General features: G+C 63.9%; 15 protein-coding genes. 12 read left to right on the top strand and 3 right to left on the bottom strand.

What is annotated here, in order from left to right; all coding sequences use genetic code 11:
* Positions 1-159: 159 nt before the first annotated feature.
* The 5 genes from ACE3UG_RS04410 to ACE3UG_RS04390 all read left to right on the top strand — a co-directional run bounded on the left by ACE3UG_RS04410 (position 160) and on the right by ACE3UG_RS04390 (position 5,271).
* Positions 160-1,056 (top strand): lipid A biosynthesis lauroyl acyltransferase, encoded by an 897-nt coding sequence (locus tag ACE3UG_RS04410; protein ID WP_374620186.1) that lies wholly within the window; start codon positions 160-162, stop codon positions 1,054-1,056.
* A 43-nt stretch (positions 1,057-1,099) separates the two neighbouring features.
* On the top strand, positions 1,100-1,951 hold the full coding sequence (gene dapF / locus ACE3UG_RS04405; protein WP_374620183.1) for a diaminopimelate epimerase: 852 nt from the start codon (positions 1,100-1,102) through the stop codon (positions 1,949-1,951).
* Positions 1,952-2,110: 159 nt separating this feature from the next.
* Positions 2,111-2,779 carry a DUF484 family protein gene (locus ACE3UG_RS04400; RefSeq protein WP_374620180.1) on the top strand — a complete coding sequence of 223 codons (669 nt, stop codon included), beginning with the start codon at positions 2,111-2,113 and terminating at the stop codon, positions 2,777-2,779.
* 49 nt (positions 2,780-2,828) lie between these two features.
* Positions 2,829-3,890 (top strand): tyrosine recombinase XerC, encoded by a 1,062-nt coding sequence (gene xerC, locus ACE3UG_RS04395; RefSeq protein WP_374620177.1) that lies wholly within the window; start codon positions 2,829-2,831, stop codon positions 3,888-3,890.
* Between the two features lie 157 nt (positions 3,891-4,047).
* Positions 4,048-5,271: a class I SAM-dependent rRNA methyltransferase gene (locus ACE3UG_RS04390; protein WP_374620174.1), complete on the top strand. Its 1,224-nt coding sequence runs from the start codon at positions 4,048-4,050 to the stop codon at positions 5,269-5,271.
* A 19-nt stretch (positions 5,272-5,290) separates the two neighbouring features.
* Here the strand turns inward: ACE3UG_RS04390 and ACE3UG_RS04385 are convergent, their stop codons facing one another.
* Positions 5,291-6,166, bottom strand: a complete 876-nt coding sequence (locus ACE3UG_RS04385; protein WP_374620172.1) for an EamA family transporter — start codon at positions 6,164-6,166, stop codon at positions 5,291-5,293.
* Between the two features lie 210 nt (positions 6,167-6,376).
* Between ACE3UG_RS04385 and ACE3UG_RS04380 the strand changes: the two genes are divergently transcribed.
* From ACE3UG_RS04380 to hslU, 5 genes are all read left to right on the top strand, one after another.
* Positions 6,377-6,871 (top strand): Fur family transcriptional regulator, encoded by a 495-nt coding sequence (locus ACE3UG_RS04380; protein ID WP_374620169.1) that lies wholly within the window; start codon positions 6,377-6,379, stop codon positions 6,869-6,871.
* Positions 6,872-6,961: 90 nt separating this feature from the next.
* Positions 6,962-8,041 (top strand): GTP-binding protein, encoded by a 1,080-nt coding sequence (locus ACE3UG_RS04375; protein WP_374620167.1) that lies wholly within the window; start codon positions 6,962-6,964, stop codon positions 8,039-8,041.
* Between the two features lie 389 nt (positions 8,042-8,430).
* Positions 8,431-8,850 (top strand): RNA polymerase-binding protein DksA, encoded by a 420-nt coding sequence (gene dksA, locus ACE3UG_RS04370; RefSeq protein WP_374620457.1) that lies wholly within the window; start codon positions 8,431-8,433, stop codon positions 8,848-8,850.
* Between the two features lie 544 nt (positions 8,851-9,394).
* Positions 9,395-9,946: an ATP-dependent protease subunit HslV gene (gene hslV / locus ACE3UG_RS04365; RefSeq protein WP_374620165.1), complete on the top strand. Its 552-nt coding sequence runs from the start codon at positions 9,395-9,397 to the stop codon at positions 9,944-9,946.
* 105 nt (positions 9,947-10,051) lie between these two features.
* Complete coding sequence (gene hslU, locus ACE3UG_RS04360; RefSeq protein WP_374620162.1) at positions 10,052-11,410, top strand: ATP-dependent protease ATPase subunit HslU; 1,359 nt, start codon at positions 10,052-10,054, stop codon at positions 11,408-11,410.
* Between the two features lie 64 nt (positions 11,411-11,474).
* Here hslU and ACE3UG_RS04355 read toward each other — a convergent pair whose 3' ends face one another.
* Together ACE3UG_RS04355 and ACE3UG_RS04350 are read right to left on the bottom strand one after the other, a co-directional pair.
* The gene (locus ACE3UG_RS04355) at positions 11,475-12,017 is read right to left on the bottom strand and encodes a response regulator transcription factor (protein ID WP_374620160.1); all 543 of its coding nucleotides are present in this window, start codon (positions 12,015-12,017) and stop codon (positions 11,475-11,477) included.
* On the bottom strand, positions 12,014-13,282 hold the full coding sequence (locus ACE3UG_RS04350; RefSeq protein ID WP_374620157.1) for an ATP-binding protein: 1,269 nt from the start codon (positions 13,280-13,282) through the stop codon (positions 12,014-12,016). Before ACE3UG_RS04350 ends, ACE3UG_RS04355 begins: the two co-directional genes overlap by 4 nt.
* 218 nt (positions 13,283-13,500) lie before the next feature.
* On the opposite strand from ACE3UG_RS04350, the gene ACE3UG_RS04345 reads away from it, so the two are divergent.
* On the top strand, positions 13,501-14,007 hold the full coding sequence (locus tag ACE3UG_RS04345; RefSeq protein ID WP_374620154.1) for a copper chaperone PCu(A)C: 507 nt from the start codon (positions 13,501-13,503) through the stop codon (positions 14,005-14,007).
* 721 nt (positions 14,008-14,728) lie between these two features.
* Positions 14,729-15,634 (top strand): acetylglutamate kinase, encoded by a 906-nt coding sequence (gene argB, locus ACE3UG_RS04340; protein WP_374620151.1) that lies wholly within the window; start codon positions 14,729-14,731, stop codon positions 15,632-15,634.
* Positions 15,635-15,693 lie beyond the last annotated feature (59 nt).

Below are 15,693 nucleotides of genomic sequence, written 5' to 3'. Positions count from 1 at the left end.
TCACGTAGCCGTCATCGGAGGGGAAGCGGCGACGCTTTAGCGGAAAATTGGTCGAATGCGCTGCCAGGATAGGGTGGCACATTCGAATCGCCCCGCAAGTTGTCAGTTAACTCGGCGATGTCGATTATTATACGCCCCTGAAGAAATCTTGCTTGCGACATGGCAACCACTCCCAAGAAATCCCTCGGGTACTACCTGAGCGTCGGTCTGTTGCGGGCGCTCAACCTGCTGCCTTATAGCTGGGTCGCGCGCTTTGGCGCGGGCGTCGGTCAAGTGCTGTACCTGATTCCGAGCGCCCGAAAGCGGGTCGTGCACACCAATTTGCGGCTGTGTTTCCCGCATTGGGACGAAGCCACGCGCGAGCGCGTCGCCAAGGCCTCGTTCGTGCATGCGATTCGCAGCTATGCCGAGCGCAGCGTGCAATGGTTTGCCGACGGAAAGAAGCTCGAGCGGCTGATCGAACTCGACTCGGCGGTCGACCTGCTGGCCCCGGACATGCCGCCGACGATTCTGCTCGGATTCCACTTCGTGGGCATCGAGGCCGGCTCGATATTCATCAATTATTCGCTGCACCGGCCGTGCGCGTCGCTCTATACGCCGATGTCGAACCCGGCGTTCGACGCCATGGCCCGCGAGCAGCGCGGACGCTTCGACGCAGAAATGATCGCGCGCGGCGACAGCGCCCGCGACGTGCTACGCATGTTCCGCAAAGGCAAGCCCGTCATGCTGGCGGCCGACATGGACTACGGGGCGCGAAACTCCACGTTCGTGCCGTTCTTCGGTGTTCAGACCTGCACGCTGACATCCGTTTCTCGCCTCGCCGAAGTCGGCCGGGCGCAGATCCTGCCGTTCATCGGCGAGGTACTGCCGAACTACAAGGGCTACCGCCTGAAGGTGTTCCCTGTGTGGGAAAACTATCCGAGCGGCGACCCCAACGCCGACGCACGCCGAATGAACGCGTTCCTCGAAGAGCAGATTCTCAAGATGCCGGAGCAGTACTACTGGGTGCACAAGCGCTTCAAGACGCGCCCGCCCGGCGAGCCGGGTGTGTATTGACCGGCATCGGATGCGCGTCGACCTTCTCCACTACAATAGCGGCATGAAGCTCAAATTCACCAAGATGCAGGGCGCCGGAAACGACTTCGTCGTGATAGACGGCATCTCGCAGGCCATCGATTTCACGCCCGAACAGTGGCGTGCGCTCGCCGACCGCCATTTCGGCGTCGGCGCGGATCAGCTCTTGCTCGTCGAACGCTCGACACAACCCGGCGTGGACTTCCGCTATCGCATTTTCAACGCCGACGGCGGCGAGGTGGAACATTGCGGCAACGGTGCGCGGTGCTTCGTCAAGTTCGTGCGCGACACAGGGCTTACCGACAAGCGTACGGTGCGCGTCGAGGTTCAGCAGGGCGTCATCACGCTCACCATGCGCGACGACGGTCAGGTCAGCGTGGATATGGGGGCACCGATCCTCACGGCGTCTGACGTACCGTTCGACGCCAGCGGTCTGGAAGGCCGCCGCGAGGGCAACGATACGCTCTGGCCGCTCGACGTGGCCGGCGAGACGACGTGGATTTCCGTCGTCTCGATGGGCAATCCGCATGCCGTGCAAGTCGTGGACGACGTCGATACCGCACCGGTCGAGACGCACGGCCCGATGATCGAGCGTCACGCCCGCTTCCCGCGGCGTGTGAATGCCGGCTTCCTGCAAGTGGTGGACCCGCATCGGGCGCGTTTGCGCGTGTACGAGCGCGGTGCGGGCGAGACGCTCGCCTGCGGCACCGGCGCCTGCGCGGCAGCCGTGGCCGGCATCCGCCGCGGGCTGCTGGCTTCGCCCGTGGCCGTCGAGACGCACGGCGGCACGCTCACCATCGACTGGGACGGCGCAAGCGGCCCGGTCATCATGACGGGGCCCGCCGTAACGGTCTTTGAAGGCACGATCGAGATCTGACGCCGAACGTCAGTCGTGGCCTTCCAAGCCGGCCGGCCCCGGTAGCAAGACAGTACGATTTTGGTTTCTGACGGATTCTGATTTAGCGACCCAGGCGGGCGCCGACGACCCTTGTGCTCAGAGGCCCGGCGGCCGTTGACGAACAGCAGACGGACACTCATGAACGACCGAGATATTGCGGAATACCTGATCGCGCACCCCGACTTCTTCGAGCGCCATGCCGAATTGCTGGCCGGCGTGCGGCTCACCAGCCCGCACGGACAGCGCGCAGTGTCGCTGCAAGAGCGCCAGATCGAGATGCAGCGCGAGAAGACCAAGCAGATCGAGCGACGCCTCGCCGAGCTGATGCGCTACGGCCACGAAAACGACGACATCTCGGGCAAGCTGCACCGCTGGAACCTCGGCCTGCTCGGTGAGCGCGATCCGCATGCGTTGCCCGAAGCGATCGCTCGCGGTCTGCGTGACGTTTTCAATGTCCCCTTCGCCGCAGTTCGCCTGTGGAATGTCGCGGCGCCGTATCAACCCGCCGAGTTCGCCCGCAGCGTGAGCGAAGAGGTGAAAATCTTCGCATCGAGCCTCGCCACGCCCTATTGCGGCGCCAATACCGGGTTCGAGGCGGTGACCTGGCTGGGTGCCCCGAGCGATCCGGCCTCGGTCGCGTTGCTGGCGCTGCGCGATCCGCAAGAGACGGATGGTCCGGTCTTCGGCCTGCTCGTCATGGGTTCGGACGATGCGCGTCGCTTCCATGAAGGCATGGCGACCGACTTCCTCACGCAGATCGGTGAGTTGGCCGGGGCGGCCCTCGGCAAGCTGCGCGCGAACGATTGAAGCGCGTCGGGTCCATGACGATCTGACGCCTCTCCCCCCACCGCGCCTTATGGCCACGTCGCCCCGATCGCCCCGATCGCCACATCCGGCCCGAGCAACGGTATCCAAAGCCCGGTCCGGCGGCATCTCGCCGGATCGCGCGCGCCAACCCAGGGCCGCGACGGCATCGGACGACGACACGCCGCTCGAGCCGGGGATCCGCAGCTATCTCACGTCGCTCGCCAGCGAACGCAAGCTCGCTCGCCTCACCCTCGAGAATTACACCCGCGACTTGCGCCAGTTGCAGCGCATGGCGCGCGCACGCTCGCTGGAGTCACTCGAATCGCTCGAACACGGCGACATTCGTCGCTTTGTCATGCAGTTGCACAGCGAGGGCCTGGTCGGCCGCTCGATTGCGCGCAAGCTCTCTGCCTGGCGTGGCTATTTCGCGTGGCTCGCCCAGCGCACGCCGCTGGCGGCCAATCCCGTGGAAGGCGTGCGTGCGCCAAAGCAGCCCAAACCGTTGCCGAAGGCGCTGTCACCCGATCAGGCGTCGGCGCTCGTCGAGTTTTCGTCCGGCACGTCTGCCGAAGCGGTGCGCGATCGGGCGATGTTCGAGCTGCTGTACTCATCGGGCTTGCGTCTGTCGGAGCTGACGAGCCTCGACCATCGTTATGTCGAGGCCGACGGCTACCGTTCCGCGAGTTGGCTGGATTTGTCCGAACGCGAGGTGGTCGTGACCGGTAAGGGAAACAAGCGACGTCGCGTGCCCGTGGGCGAGAAGGCGGCGCAGGCGCTCGGCCTTTGGCTGAGCGTGCGTGCGGCACTGGCGACGGCGGAGCCGCACGCGCTTTTCCTGTCGGCGCGCGGCCGTCGCATCGGGGCGCGCGCCGTACAGCAAGGGCTGGCGCGCCATGCGTTGGCGGCCGGGCTGCCGACACACGTCCACCCGCACATGTTGCGTCACTCGTTCGCCACGCATGTCTTGCAATCGTCGGGCGACCTGCGCGCCGTGCAGGAGATGCTGGGTCACAGCAATATTTCGACGACGCAGATCTACACCAAGCTCGACTTTCAGCATCTTGCGAAGGTCTACGATCAGGCGCATCCGCGCTCGCGCAAGAAGACCTGAGCTTTGCGGTCGAGGGCGCGACTCGGTGTAGAATCGCGTCCTTCCCAAGCAAGTCCCGTCGGTTGTCCGTCTGCCGGACATCGCCCGCGTGTGGCGCTCCGCCGCCCATGCCGCGCGACTTGCCGCCACCCTGTAGGTAACCGCTGGCCCGTTCCTCATGAATACCTTGACCCTCAAGCCCGGCAAAGAAAAGTCCTTGCTGCGCCGCCACCCCTGGATTTACGCCACCGCCGTGGCGCGTGTGGACGGCAAGCCGGCTTCCGGCGCGACGGTCGTGGTGCGCGCCGCCGACGGCCGCTTTCTTGCGCGCGCGGCGTTCAGCCCGGTGTCGGCCATCCGCGCACGCGTGTGGACGTTCGACGAGAACGAGCCCGTCGATCATGCGTTCTTCAAGCGTCGCGTGTCCGCCGCCCTTGCCTATCGCGAGCAGATGGTGCACGACACGGGCGCAACGCGTGTGATCTTCGGCGAGGCGGACGGCCTGCCCGGCCTGATCGTCGACCGGTACCGAAGCGCGTCCGAAGTGCCGGGTGCGCCGGTGACGGATCAACTCGTCTGCCAGTTCATGGCGGCAGGCGTGGAAGCCTGGAAGGAGGCGATCACACGCGCCCTCGTCGGCGCGACCGGCTGCCCCAACGTGTACGAGCGCTCCGACGCCGCCGTGCGTGAGCGCGAAGGCCTGCCGAGTATCACCGGAGTGCTGGCCGGGGCCGAGCCGCCCGAAGCGCCGGCGTTCCTCGCGACCTACGAGTGCGGCGTGCAGTATTACGTCGACGTACGCAACGGGCACAAGACCGGCTTTTACGTCGACCAGCGCGACAACCGTCTGCTGGTGCAGCAGCAGGCCAAGGGCCGCGACGTGCTCAACTGTTTCTGCTACACCGGCGGCTTTTCGCTGGCGGCGCTGGCGGGTGGGGCGCAAAGCGTGTTGTCCATCGACTCGTCGGGCGACGCATTGGCCATCGGCGCGCGCAATGTCGAACTCAATGGCTTCGACGCCTCGCGCGCCGAGTGGCGCGATGCCGACGTCTTCAAGACCCTGCGCGCGCTGCGCGACGAGGGGCGTGTGTTCGACATGATCGTGCTCGATCCGCCCAAGTTCGCGCCGTCTGCCCATCATGTGGACCGCGCCGCCCGAGCCTACAAGGACATCAACATGGCGGGCTTCAAGCTGCTGCGCCCGGGGGGCCAGTTGCTCACGTACTCGTGCTCGGGGGCAATCGACGCGGATCTGTTCCAGAAGATCGTGGCGAGCGCGGCCGTCGATGCCGGTGTGGACGCGCGCATTCTGCGCCGTCTCTCGGCCGGCATGGATCATCCGATGCTGACCCAATTCCCCGAAGGAGAATACCTGAAGGGACTTTGGTTGCAGCGTATGTAAGCGCTTGCTATTGAGGGGATCACCCCAGCGTCAGCGCGACCACACCCAAGGCGATCAACACCGCACCGCCCACGCGGCGGTGCATCTCGCCTTCGCCCAGCAGGCGCACGCCCAGCAGCGCGGCGATCATCATCGACATCTCGCGTGCCGGGGCGACATGCGTCACCGGTGCGTACTTCAGTGCCGTGAGAATCAGGAAATAGGACATCGGCGAAATCAGCGAGATCAGTACGATCTTGCGCCAGTTCGCTTGCCAGAGCGTGGCCATGCGGGCAGGGCGCGAGCAGGCGATCGGTGCCGAGAGCACCACCCGCAGCACATTCTCCAGGTAGTAATAAACGAACGGTGCGAGCAGCAGGGTGCGGATGGCGTAGGCATCGGCCAGCGTGTACGCCGCGATGAATCCGCCCGTAAGCACGCCCCAGCCGGCACCCGCGTGCATGCTGCCACGCCGGAACAGGCGCTCGCCGCCGGCGATGATCAGTACGCCGCCCACCACGAGCCCGATGCCGAAGAGCGCCAGCCAGCCCGGACGTTCCCCGAGCAATACGATGGCGCCCAGCGACGAGAGCAGTGGCCCGGTGCCGCGTGCGAGGGGGTAGACGACCGACAGGTCGCCCACGCGATAGCCGCGCTGCAAGACCAGTGTGTAGCCATAGTGCAACAGTGCGCTCGTAGCGATGACCGCCCAGCCAATGGCATTCGGCCAAGCCGCGTGCGAGCCGATCAACACGAACAGCGCCAGCGGCGTATACAGCACGACGGTGAGCAGCGCATAAAGGAAGACGAGCTGTGGGCCGCCCCCTTCGCTCGTGTCGATGCGTTTCGCGAGGAAATTCCAGGCGGCGTGCAGAAAGGCGGCGGTGACGACGAGGGCAAGAGCGGTGGGCGACATGGCGAGGGGCGGTTTTTGTGACAATTGTATGACGCATTGCCGGGCCACTTCCGGTTACTTTCGGTCGCCTATCGGTCACGCTGGGTCGCGCCTGGGTCATTCTCGGGTCACTCCCGATGATCGCCCGCCCGCCGTCTCCGGCCCTCGCCCGGTGGCGCGCACTTTTGCAACTCGGTTGCAGCGGTGGCGGTGCTGTGCTTAAATCGATTCATGAGCCTTACTCAACTTCAACCTTATCTGGAAGCCGCCCGCGCGAGTTTGCAGGAGCAGTCGGGTCGCGTTACCTCGGGACGTGTCCGTGTGCTGGCGCTGCTGCTCAAGGCCGGCCGGCCGCTCACGCATCAGGAAGTGCTCGCCGATCTCGCCACCGACGCCGATCCGCTGGACCGCGTCACGGCTTACCGCGTGCTCGACTGGCTGGTTGCGCAGGGCTGGGCGATCAAGCAGGCGGGCGACGACCGGATCTTCCGCTTCGTCATGGCCGAGCATGTCGACCCGCAACGCGCCGCGTCGCCTCGTCCGCACACGCAACACGGTCATTTCCGGTGTGTACGCTGTCATCGGACCTTCTGTCTTGACGATTGGCCCCAGCATCCCCAATTAAGTGAGCGCGAACTCAAGCGCCTGCCCCGGGGTTTTGTGGGCGAGCAGGTCGAGCTGATGATTCACGGCACCTGCGCGCAGTGCGCGGGCGCCCCCAACTAACGCGTTCCAAGCCGCTTTTTGTTTCCTCGGGTACAGTGAGTGACATTCAGGCGGCATTGGGTACGCCGCTTCACAACAGGACATTCATTCATGACCCCCGTCACCATCCTGACTGGCTTTCTCGGCAGCGGGAAAACCACGCTGCTCAAGCGCATCCTGACCGAAGCGCACGGCATGAAGATCGCCGTCATCGAAAATGAGTTCGGTGAAGAGAACATCGATAACGACATCCTCGTGCAGGACAACGCCGAACAGATCGTGCAGATGAGCAACGGCTGCATCTGCTGCACGATCCGTGGCGATCTGGTGCAGGCGCTGTCCGACCTGAACAGCCAGCGCGATGCGGGCACGATCCAGTTCGACCGCGTGGTCATCGAGACGACCGGCCTGGCCAACCCCGGCCCGGTGGCGCAGACCTTCTTCATGGACGACGAGGTTGCCGACACCTATCGGCTCGACGCCATCATTACGCTGGTCGACGCCAAGCATGGCCCGCAACAGCTCGATCAGCACGAAGTGGTGCAGCGCCAGGTGGGCTTTGCCGATCGCCTGTTCATCACCAAGGCCGATCTGGTCACCCCCGAGGCGCTGGACGACCTGAAGCATCGCCTCACGCATATGAACCCGCGCGCGCCGCAGCAGGTGGTCGACTTCGGCCAGGCCGATCTCAAGCAGATCTTCGACATCCACGGCTTCAACCTGAACGACAAGCTCGACATCGACCCGGACTTTCTCGCGGCCGACGGGCCTTCGCATGACCATGACCATGACCACCACGGCCACGATCATTCGCACTGCGACCACGATCATGGCGAGTGCGCCCATGAAGGGCACGGCCACGGGCACGCTCACCCGCACCATGCCCATCACGACGATGCCATCAAGTCGTTCGTCTTCCGCAGCGAGAAGCCATTCGATGCGGCCAAGCTGGAGGATTTCCTCGGGAGCATCCTACAGGTGTACGGCGAACGCTTATTGCGTTATAAAGGTGTATTAAACATGCGCGGCATCGACCGCCGGGTCGTGTTCCAGGGCGTGCACCAGATGATGGGCAGCGACGTGGGCGCGAAATGGCAACCCGGCGAGACGCCGAACACCAAGATGGTGTTCATCGGTGCCGAGCTGCCGAAAGACATCATCCTGCAAGGGCTGGAACGCTGTCTGGTCTGAGCGGGACTGCCGAACCGGTCAACGGGAAACCCCTTAACCGAGGCTGTTGAACGATTCGGTTACAATAGCTGCCCACCGGGACTGCCGCCAGCGAACTGACGCGGCATGCCGGCGGGTCGGCAGGGAGCACCGCCATGGCTACCGCCTCTCGCAAGACTGCCACCGCACGCCCCACGCGCCGGTCAGAGCCGGCGCCGGATGCGGGTGTCAAGCATGCTCCAACAGGCAATTCGAAGACGGGCGAAAAGGCCGCCGCCAGAAAGGGGGCGACCGGATCGTCCGGCAGGAACGTAACCCAAGAAGCCGCCCGCGGCATCGCCGGTAAGCAAGATGCCCCACCCGCTGCAGGGGCATCACCGGACTATCCGAAAGAGACGCCACGTAAACCCATGAGCAAGAAAAGACTTTTGACTGAGGCCGAAATTCTGAAGATGGGCGAGAAGGACTACATGAATGAAGATCAACTCGCCTTCTTCAAGGATCGTCTGGAAAATCTGCAAGCTGATATTTTGCGTAACGCCGGTCAAACCACCGAGAATCTGCGCGAAACCATTCTCGTTCCGGATCCGGCCGACCGCGCCACGATCGAAGAGGAGCACGCGCTTGAGCTGCGTACCCGTGATCGCGAGCGCAAGCTGCTGAAAAAAGTGCAGCAGTCGCTGGCCCGCATCGATTCGGGCGAGTATGGATGGTGTGAAGAGACCGGCGAGCCGATCGGCGTTCCGCGTCTGCTCGCGCGCCCGACGGCGACCCTGTCGCTCGAAGCGCAGGAGCGCCGAGAACTGCGCCAAAAGCTGTTCGGCGACTGATCGGGCTGCACGACCGGCCCGATGCCGCGCGGTGGCGGCACGTCAGATATTTCGGGTCGATCGGTTTGCCAAAGGCATGTCCTTCCAGACATGCCTTTTTTGTTGCTTTTTTGACGTCGTCCGGGCGACCTGCGTCGGCGGACCGGACACTGTCGCGTTTGTGCAACGCATGGCAAGACCTGCAACCCGGCGCGCTTCACGCCCAAATTGAAAAACCGCACGCCGCCCGCGTCGGTTTGCGCACCACGCTCTCAGCGGCAGCGCGTCGCAAAAACGGGGCAATGTCCGAGAAATTTCCCCGTAGCGGCGAATTCGCGCAACGCGATGCCGCGCGACGCCCACGATCCATGCCGCTTGGCGCGGCATCCGCCAGCGGGCGTCGGCCCATGCCGGCGCGTCGCCGTCGACGCCCCTTGATATTCTTTCGATTGCCCTAAACTACAGTCACGTCTCGCCCGGTCGGGCGCGTCGTCACCGTGGTGAGGCGCGCGAAGCGTCCGGGCCAATCGTTACGGGGCGTGTCGCCCCCCGAAAAGGAACAGGCATGGAGCAATATCACGGCACCACTATCGTCTCCGTTCGGCGCGGCGATCAGGTCGCGCTTGGCGGTGACGGTCAGGTCACCCTCGGCAATATCGTGATGAAGGGCACCGCCCGCAAGGTGCGCACGTTATACGACGGTAAGGTCATGGTCGGCTTCGCCGGTGCGACGGCCGACGCATTTTCACTGCTCGACCGTTTCGAGGGGAAGCTCCAGAAGCACCAGGGGCATCTGACGCGCTCGGCGGTCGAACTTGCCAAGGATTGGCGTACCGACCGCATGCTGCGCCGGCTCGAAGCGATGATGATCGTCGCCGATGCCGAGACCACGCTGGTCATCACCGGTAATGGTGATGTGCTCGATCCGGAAGGCGGCGTTGCCGCGATCGGTTCAGGCGGATCGTATGCACAGGCTGCGGCGCTCGCGCTGGTCGAGAACACCGATCTGACGCCGGCGGAGATCGTGAAGAAGGCGCTGACGATCGCTGGCGAAATGTGCATCTACACCAACGGCAACCACATCATCGAGTCGCTGCCCCCAACGGCGGCGAAGTGACGACGCGCGCGCTGCAGCGGGCGAATGCCTGCTGCGCGCCTTGCCGGCCGGGAATGGAACGGCCGGGCGTCACCCTCTGTGCGAACTCTTAATCTGGCAAACGTCATGACCCATATGACCCCTTCCGAGATCGTTTCCGAACTCGACAAACACATCATCGGCCAACGGAAGGCCAAGAAGGCTGTTGCCGTGGCGTTGCGCAACCGCTGGCGTCGTCAGCAGGTGGCCGATCCCCTGCGTCAGGAAATTACGCCGAAGAACATTCTGATGATCGGTCCGACGGGTGTCGGCAAGACCGAAATCGCACGGCGTCTGGCCAAGCTGGCCGACGCGCCGTTCATCAAGGTCGAGGCGACCAAGTTCACCGAAGTCGGTTACGTGGGCCGCGATGTCGACAGCATCGTGCGCGACCTCGCGGAAATCGCGATCAAGCAGACGCGCGAAGCTGAGATGAAAAAGGTGCGCACCAAGGCCGAAGATCGCGCCGAGGACCGCATTCTCGACCTGTTGCTGCCGACCGGGCGCGAGTCGCCGCGCGACATCCGATTCGGTTCCGCGTCGCTCGAGACCGAGGCGAGCACCGAAGATAACGTCACGCGTCAGACATTCCGCAAGCGTCTGCGCGAGGGTCAGCTCGACGACAAGGAAGTCGAACTGGAAGTGGAAGTTCCGGCACAGGGCATGGAGATCATGGGCCCGCCGGGAATGGAAGAGATGACCGAGCAGATCAAGGGCATGTTCGCGAATCTGGGCAACCAGCGCAAGAAGCGTCAGAAGCTCAAGATCAAGGACGCGCTCAAGGTGCTGACCGACGAGGAAGCGTCGAAGATGCTCAACGACGAGGAGGTCAAGCAACTGGCCCTGCGCAATGTCGAGCAGAACGGCATCGTGTTCCTCGACGAAATCGACAAGATTGCCACGCGCAGCGAAGTGGGCGGCGGCGACGTGTCTCGCCAGGGGGTGCAACGCGATCTGTTGCCGCTAGTCGAAGGCACGACCGTGAGCACCAAGTTCGGCATGATCAAGACGGATCACATTCTGTTCATCGCCAGCGGGGCGTTCCATCTGGCCAAGCCGAGCGATCTGATTCCGGAATTGCAAGGCCGCTTCCCGATTCGCGTCGAACTCGAATCGCTGTCGGTCGAAGACTTCGAAGCGATTCTCACGCAGACGGACGCTAGCCTGGTCAAGCAGTATCAGGCCTTGCTCGCCACGGAAGACGTGAAGCTCGAGTTCGCACCCGACGGCATCAAACGGCTCGCGGAAATCGCCTTCTCGGTCAACGAGCGGACGGAAAACATCGGCGCGCGACGTCTGTACACCGTGATCGAGAAGTTGCTCGAAGACATCTCGTACAACGCGGGCAAGCAGGCGAACGAGGTCGTGACGATCGACACCGGATACGTCAATCGCTTCCTCGACGAAGTGGCGCAGAACGAAGATCTGTCGCGCTACGTGCTGTGAGATCGACGGTAAAGTGAAGTGAGAAAAGGCCCTTCGGGGCCTTTTTCTCGTCTGACGGCGGACGTTACTGCTTCACCGGCCGCTTGAGCAGCTTGCGCTGCAGCGTGCGCCGATGCATGTTGAGCGCGCGTGCGGTGGCGGAAATATTGCCGTTGTGCTCGGCGAGCACGCGTTGAATATGCTCCCACTCGAGGCGTGCGACCGACAGGGGAGACGGATTTTCGATGGCTTCGTCGGCTTGGGCTTCGCTCGCGTCGCTGCGCAGCGACGCGAGGATGGTGTCGGCGTTGGCGGGCTTGGCGAGATAGTTGTCGGCGCCATCCTTGACCGCTTGCACTGCCGTCGCAATGCTCGCGTAACCCGTTAGCACCAGCATGCGAGATTTCGGTTGCAACGCACGCAGCGGCGCGATGAGCGGCAGTCCCGAGTCGTGACCCAGATGCAGGTCGACCGAGATCAGGTCGAACTGGCGCGTGCGCGCCGCGAGCAGCGCCGAAGCGCTGTCGGCTGCAATATGGACGTCATAGCCCCGTCGGGTCAATGCGCGGGCGAGTGTTTCGGCGAAGACGACATCGTCGTCGATAAGCAGGAAGTGGGAGGCGTTCATGTCTGACTCCGCGAGCCGAAGAAGAAGGTGGCCATTGGCAAGCGCAACTCTGCGCATGTGCCTTGCGGCAAGTTGGGGGTAAGGGTGATGTCGCCGCCGAGGCGTTGTGCGCTCGCAAAGGCAAGATACAGGCCCATGCCGTGCCCGCCATGCGTACTCATGACAGGAGAATTCCCCAGGCGGGTACGCAGTTCAGCGCCCATGCCGGGGCCTTCGTCGCGGACGGTAAAGCGGACGTCGTCCTGCGTGGCGGCCACGTCGAGCGTGACCGACGACGGGCTGAAGTAGGCGGCATTATCGAGCAGGATGGTCAGAATCTGGCCGACCTGCACGGTGTCTTCGATACGTGTGGTCAACTGCGCAGGCACGCGCAACTGGAACTGTACCTGCGGATGCCGCAAGCGCCATTGCGTGGTGAACGCCGGCAGCCACTCGGCCAATACCTGACGCACGGGCGCCGCCGCACGCATTTGCACATGGCCGATGACGCTCTTGCACAGTGCGATCTGTTGTTCGAGCGTCTGGAGATCGGGCTCGAACGGTTTCAATGCGGCGTTGTTCAAACTCTCGCTGCGCAATTCCCCCACGACCACGGCCATCGTCGAGAGCGGCGTGCCGAGTTCGTGCGCCACGCTCGCGGCTTGTGCACCGAGGGCGGCCATGCGTTCGTCGCGCAGCAACCGCTGTTCGGCGCGGGCGAGTTGCGCGTCGCGCGCGCGCAGGGCTCGCGACATTCGCGAGACGAACCACGCGATCACCAGCACGCTGACCACGAAGTTGACCCACATGCCCGCCAAATGCAGGCGCAGCAGGTTGCCCGGGTCTGCCAGATCGAGCGGCACATACTGGAAGTTCAGCGCGCCATAGGCGACCAGCGAGAGCAGCGCCAGTTGCGACGCGTTGCGCCACGGCAGCACCGCGGCCGCAATCGCAAGGCCCGGCAGGAAGAGCGAGACGAAGGGGTTGGTTGCACCGCCCGAGAAAAACAGCAACGCGCTAAGCGCGGCCAGATCGACAAGCAACTGGCTCATCAGGTCCAGATCGGTGCGGCGCCTGGCGCGCTCGACACCGCCCCTTGCGCGGATCCACGTGAGCACGTTGAACAGGACTTCGAGGGCGATGACGGTGAGCATCGGCTCGAGCGGCAGACGTACGCCGAGCCACAGTTGCGCGACGCCGATCGTGGCCAACTGGCCGACAATGGCCAGACAGCGCAGCCAGAAGAGCTGAACCACGTTGGTTCGCTCGATGGGAAAATGAGTCATACGACAAGTGTACCAAGTCCGGGTCACGGGCCATCCGGCGTCGTTGGGCGCTGCGACACTCTGTCGCATGGGCGGCATGGCGCACATCGCGTAGCTTGCGCACGCGTGGGGCGACGCGCGACTACAATGATCGTCCACGTCTTGCGCGGCGGGGTGTCGCGCATCGTCTCATGCGATACACGGCGGATGCTTTCCGTCGACAACGAAAGGGAGTTTGCATGAAGCACAAGCTATGGGCGGCCGCAGCACTCAGTCTTGGCATGGCCTCGGCATTTGCGCAGGTAGGGCAAGTGGATGTCTCCGGCGCGTGGGCGCGTGGCACGGTTCCGGGCCAGAGCGCGACGGGTATTTTCATGACGTTGCAGGCGCATCGCGCGACCACGCTCGTGGGGGTGAGCACCCCCGCCGCCGCAAACGCCGAAGTGCATGAAATGAAGCTCGAAGGCACGCTCATGAAAATGCGCGCCCTGCCGAATGGTTTGCCGCTGCCGGCCAATCAGCCGGTGCAGCTCAAGCCCGGTAGCTATCACATCATGCTCAACGATCTGAAGGCGCCGCTCAAGAAGGGCGATTCTGTGCCGGTGACGTTGCGGTTCGAAGCGGCCGACCACAAGACGTTCGAGCAGCAGGTGCAGGTGCCCGTACGCGATCTGACGGCGGGTGCTCCGACGGGCGGTGGCATGGCGGGCATGGCAGGTACGGCGCACGGCGCGCACAGTCAGTAAGGCGCATGCAACGCCCACCCGGCGACCGGACCAATGGGTCCAATGGGTCCATTGGGTCTAATGGGTCTAATGGGTCTAATGGGTCAAATGGGTCTAATGGGTCTAATGGGTCTAATGGGGCCAATACGACGTACCGTACCCGGCGAACGCCGATGTTCTACGGCGAGGTCGATGTCGACGGCTGTGCCGCCGCCGGCATGAGGGGGCGGGCGCGCTCTGTCGCTGGCTGGCGGCACTCCCGGCACTCCCGGCCCTTCCGGCCCTTCCGGCCCTTCCGGCACTTCCGGCACTTCCGGTACTTCCGGTACTTCCGGCACCCTCCAAGGTGTCGGGGCGTCGGGGCGTCAGAGAGGCCGGGCGTGGGTCGGCGCGAGTCGCGCAGTTGCGCAGTTGCAACAGCGCGGTCACGTTTGACGGTCGGCCGCATGTGGGCTGACGCGGGGCGTAAATTGGGCGGCGAGAGGCGTCGAGGTAAAAATCGGCCGCATGCGGGCGCCCATGACGAAGTGAAAGGGGTGATACGCACGCGCGATCATGCGCCGCTGAGGGGGCGAGAATCGCCGCTTTTGCGGTTGCCGTCCGGCATGTGACAACGGGGCGCCATGGGCATCGACCGATAGCGATCCCGGACCCTTCCGAAACCCCTCAAAGCCCGCACGCACGGGCTTCTTGGCTGTACAATGCGCCGTGTTTCTGGTCCATCTGCGAAAGCCTTCTTGCCATGTCCGATCCGCTACTGTCTACCATCGACGACATCGCACCTGCACTCAAAGCCGAAATCCTGGCTGAGGCGATGCCGTACATCCGCAAATATCACGGCAAGACCGTGGTGATCAAATATGGCGGCAACGCAATGACCGAAGAGCGCCTGAAGCGAGGCTTCGCGCGCGACGTCATTTTGCTCAAGCTCGTCGGCATCAACCCGGTGGTGGTGCATGGGGGTGGCCCGCAGATCGATCAGGCGCTCAAGAAGATCGGCAAGCAAGGTACGTTCATCCAAGGCATGCGAGTGACCGACGAAGAGACCATGGAAGTGGTCGAGTGGGTCCTCGGCGGCGAAGTCCAACAGGACATCGTCTTGCTGATCAACCAATACGGCGGTCAGGCGGTGGGGCTTACCGGCAAGGACGGCGGCCTGATCAACGCACGCAAGATGCTGATACCGGATCGTGAAAATGCCGGGAAGCTGCTCGACATCGGTTTCGTCGGTGAAGTCGAATCGATCAATCCGGCGGTGGTGCGCGCCCTGCAGGACGACGCTTTCATTCCCGTGATCTCGCCGATCGGCGTGGGCGAGGACGGGCAGGCGTACAACATCAATGCCGACCTCGTGGCTGGCAAGCTCGCCACAGTGTTGGGCGCCGAGAAGCTCGTGATGATGACCAACATTCCGGGCGTGATGGATAAGGACGGCAACCTGCTGACCGATCTCTCGGCGCGCGAGATCGACGATCTGTTCGCCGACGGCACGATCTCGGGCGGCATGCTGCCGAAGATCTCGTCGGCACTCGACGCCGCGAAGAGCGGCGTGAAGTCGGTGCACATCGTCGACGGCCGCATCGAACATTCGGTGCTGCTCGAGATTCTGACGGAGCAGCCGTTCGGCACGATGATCCGCTCGCACTGAGCGCGAGGCCATGCGGGCGAGGGCGATGGGAACATCGCAACCCCGCAGGTCTCCAGGGC

The organism is Pandoraea sp., assembly GCF_041919235.1.
Taxonomy (GTDB): Bacteria; Pseudomonadota; Gammaproteobacteria; order Burkholderiales; family Burkholderiaceae; genus Pandoraea.
This window is presented reverse-complemented; position numbering and strand designations above follow the sequence as displayed.

Coding starts and splice junctions, on each gene's coding strand:
- ACE3UG_RS04410 (WP_374620186.1), top strand. CDS start 160: ATGGCAACCACTCCCAAGAAATCCCTCGGGTACTACCTGAGCGTCGGT.
- dapF (WP_374620183.1), top strand. CDS start 1,100: ATGAAGCTCAAATTCACCAAGATGCAGGGCGCCGGAAACGACTTCGTC.
- ACE3UG_RS04400 (WP_374620180.1), top strand. CDS start 2,111: ATGAACGACCGAGATATTGCGGAATACCTGATCGCGCACCCCGACTTC.
- xerC (WP_374620177.1), top strand. CDS start 2,829: ATGGCCACGTCGCCCCGATCGCCCCGATCGCCACATCCGGCCCGAGCA.
- ACE3UG_RS04390 (WP_374620174.1), top strand. CDS start 4,048: ATGAATACCTTGACCCTCAAGCCCGGCAAAGAAAAGTCCTTGCTGCGC.
- ACE3UG_RS04385 (WP_374620172.1), bottom strand. CDS start 6,166: ATGTCGCCCACCGCTCTTGCCCTCGTCGTCACCGCCGCCTTTCTGCAC.
- ACE3UG_RS04380 (WP_374620169.1), top strand. CDS start 6,377: ATGAGCCTTACTCAACTTCAACCTTATCTGGAAGCCGCCCGCGCGAGT.
- ACE3UG_RS04375 (WP_374620167.1), top strand. CDS start 6,962: ATGACCCCCGTCACCATCCTGACTGGCTTTCTCGGCAGCGGGAAAACC.
- dksA (WP_374620457.1), top strand. CDS start 8,431: ATGAGCAAGAAAAGACTTTTGACTGAGGCCGAAATTCTGAAGATGGGC.
- hslV (WP_374620165.1), top strand. CDS start 9,395: ATGGAGCAATATCACGGCACCACTATCGTCTCCGTTCGGCGCGGCGAT.
- hslU (WP_374620162.1), top strand. CDS start 10,052: ATGACCCATATGACCCCTTCCGAGATCGTTTCCGAACTCGACAAACAC.
- ACE3UG_RS04355 (WP_374620160.1), bottom strand. CDS start 12,017: ATGAACGCCTCCCACTTCCTGCTTATCGACGACGATGTCGTCTTCGCC.
- ACE3UG_RS04350 (WP_374620157.1), bottom strand. CDS start 13,282: ATGACTCATTTTCCCATCGAGCGAACCAACGTGGTTCAGCTCTTCTGG.
- ACE3UG_RS04345 (WP_374620154.1), top strand. CDS start 13,501: ATGAAGCACAAGCTATGGGCGGCCGCAGCACTCAGTCTTGGCATGGCC.
- argB (WP_374620151.1), top strand. CDS start 14,729: ATGTCCGATCCGCTACTGTCTACCATCGACGACATCGCACCTGCACTC.